Here is a 1,691-nt window from a genome sequence, read left to right as displayed (position 1 = left end):
TGTATATTACTGGAATGACACAGAATTTCTAACACTCCCTTCAATCTGTCAACGCAACACTCCTTTCAATTATCTCTTTCGGTGTTTTGAACTTCAGTGTCTTTCTTGGCCTGTTGTTTAGCTGAGTTGCGACTTTATCCAGCTCATGTTGAGTATATTGGGCAAGGCAGGTTTTTTTGGGAAAGTACTGTCGGATTAATCCATTAGTGTTCTCGTTTGTTCCTCGCTGCCAGGGACTCTGAGGATCGCAGAAGTAAACTTTAACTCCCGTGCTGCCAGTAAATTCCAGATGCCTGGCCAGCTCCATTCCTCTGTCCCATGTCAGTGATTGCCGGAGTTCAGGCGGTAAGCTCAGGAATTTTTCTGTAAGAGCCTGATTCACCGAGAAAGCGTCTTTTCCTCTGAGTTTCAGGATGATCGTATAGCGTGATTTTCGGTCTACAAGTGTGGCGATATGCGAGTTTTTTGTACCTGACACCAAATCACCTTCCCAGTGCCCCAGGGAGCGTCTGTTATCGATATGCCGCGAACGTTCGTGGATTGGCGTTCCGTTTACTATGTTGATGGTGCCTCTTTCACCTTTACGAGTATGGCGTCTGCCATGACGTAGGCTGTGCGATCGGCGCAGATGCTGTACATTCAGGTGGTGTAGTGCTTCACGACTACGAAAATACAGCGTTTTATAAATTGTCTCTGACGATATTCTCAGTGTTTTTTGACGCGGCTTCGTTCGTCTTAACCATCCTGATATTTGCTCTGGCGACCACTTCATCTCCAGCTTTTCCAGAACAAGCTCTCGCAACGGTAAATTCTGATCCAGTAAGCACGGTTTTGGTCTTCTCGCCATCCTGTTGGCCCGGTTATTAGCATCCACAGCTTTGTAATAGCGCCTGCCTCGATTGCGCTGAACTTCACGTGAGATCGTCGAAGGACTACGATTTAGTGCAGTAGCTATCGCACGAATGCTCATTTTGGCTGACAAACCGGCTCGTATTTCCTCGCGCTCAGACAGCGTCAGGTGAGCCACAGCCCGCTTGCGCTCATTGGGTTTTATACCGCCAGTATCCCTTAACATAGTGAAGATGGTTCCTGGTTTCGAACCCAGGATATTAGCTATCTCACTGAAGCCTGTTCCGTTCTTCCACAGTTCAAAAACAGATGCTTTTTCCTTTGCTGTAAATGTCCGTCTCATCCAAAGATCCTCCGCAACCCCATGTTTTCACATAACTGTTGCGCTGACCAATTGAATCTACAGCCATGTTGATGAGCGAAATCCCCGTCAAATCTGTGCGTTAATCACACGGCTGAAAACAAAATGGCCAGTGGCGGAACTCTGCCGCCTGCTGAAAATAACGCGCAGCGTTTACTACGCGCTGAAATCACAGGTCGATATAACCCGGCTGCATCTGAGAAGTCGTGCGCGGGAGCTCCATCAACAGAGTCGGGGTTCAGCCGGAAGCCGGACCCTGAGCCTGCTGATGCGTCGCTCAGGTTATGGAGTGGGACGCTGGCTGGCCCGCAGGCTGATGCAGGAATGTGGTCTGGAAAGCCGACAGCCCGGAAAGCATATTTACCGGGGCGTGCGTGAGGCATCTCCGGCCTCGCCGAATCTGCTGAAACGTCGGTTTGCCCCGGAAAGCGCAAACCAGGGTAAGCGTACAGCGAGAACCGTATTGACGAAGTGAAGCTGG

Annotated in this window: 1 protein-coding gene and 1 pseudogene; one reads left to right on the top strand and one right to left on the bottom strand. The window is 49.8% G+C overall.

Going from position 1 to position 1,691, the window contains the following annotated elements:
- Positions 1-40: 40 nt before the first annotated feature.
- Complete coding sequence (locus GJV78_RS22580; RefSeq protein WP_155110296.1) at positions 41-1,192, bottom strand: IS30 family transposase; 1,152 nt, start codon at positions 1,190-1,192, stop codon at positions 41-43.
- Positions 1,193-1,262: 70 nt separating this feature from the next.
- On the opposite strand from GJV78_RS22580, the pseudogene GJV78_RS22575 reads away from it, so the two are divergent.
- A pseudogene (locus GJV78_RS22575) lies at positions 1,263-1,649 on the top strand (IS3 family transposase); the annotation flags it as partial.
- Between the last annotated feature and the right edge of the window lie 42 nt (positions 1,650-1,691).

This window comes from Intestinirhabdus alba, assembly GCF_009711095.1.
Taxonomy (GTDB): domain Bacteria; phylum Pseudomonadota; class Gammaproteobacteria; order Enterobacterales; family Enterobacteriaceae; genus Intestinirhabdus; species Intestinirhabdus alba.
The sequence above is the reverse complement of the archived record's forward strand: the minus strand, read 5'-3'. Positions and strand labels throughout refer to the sequence as shown.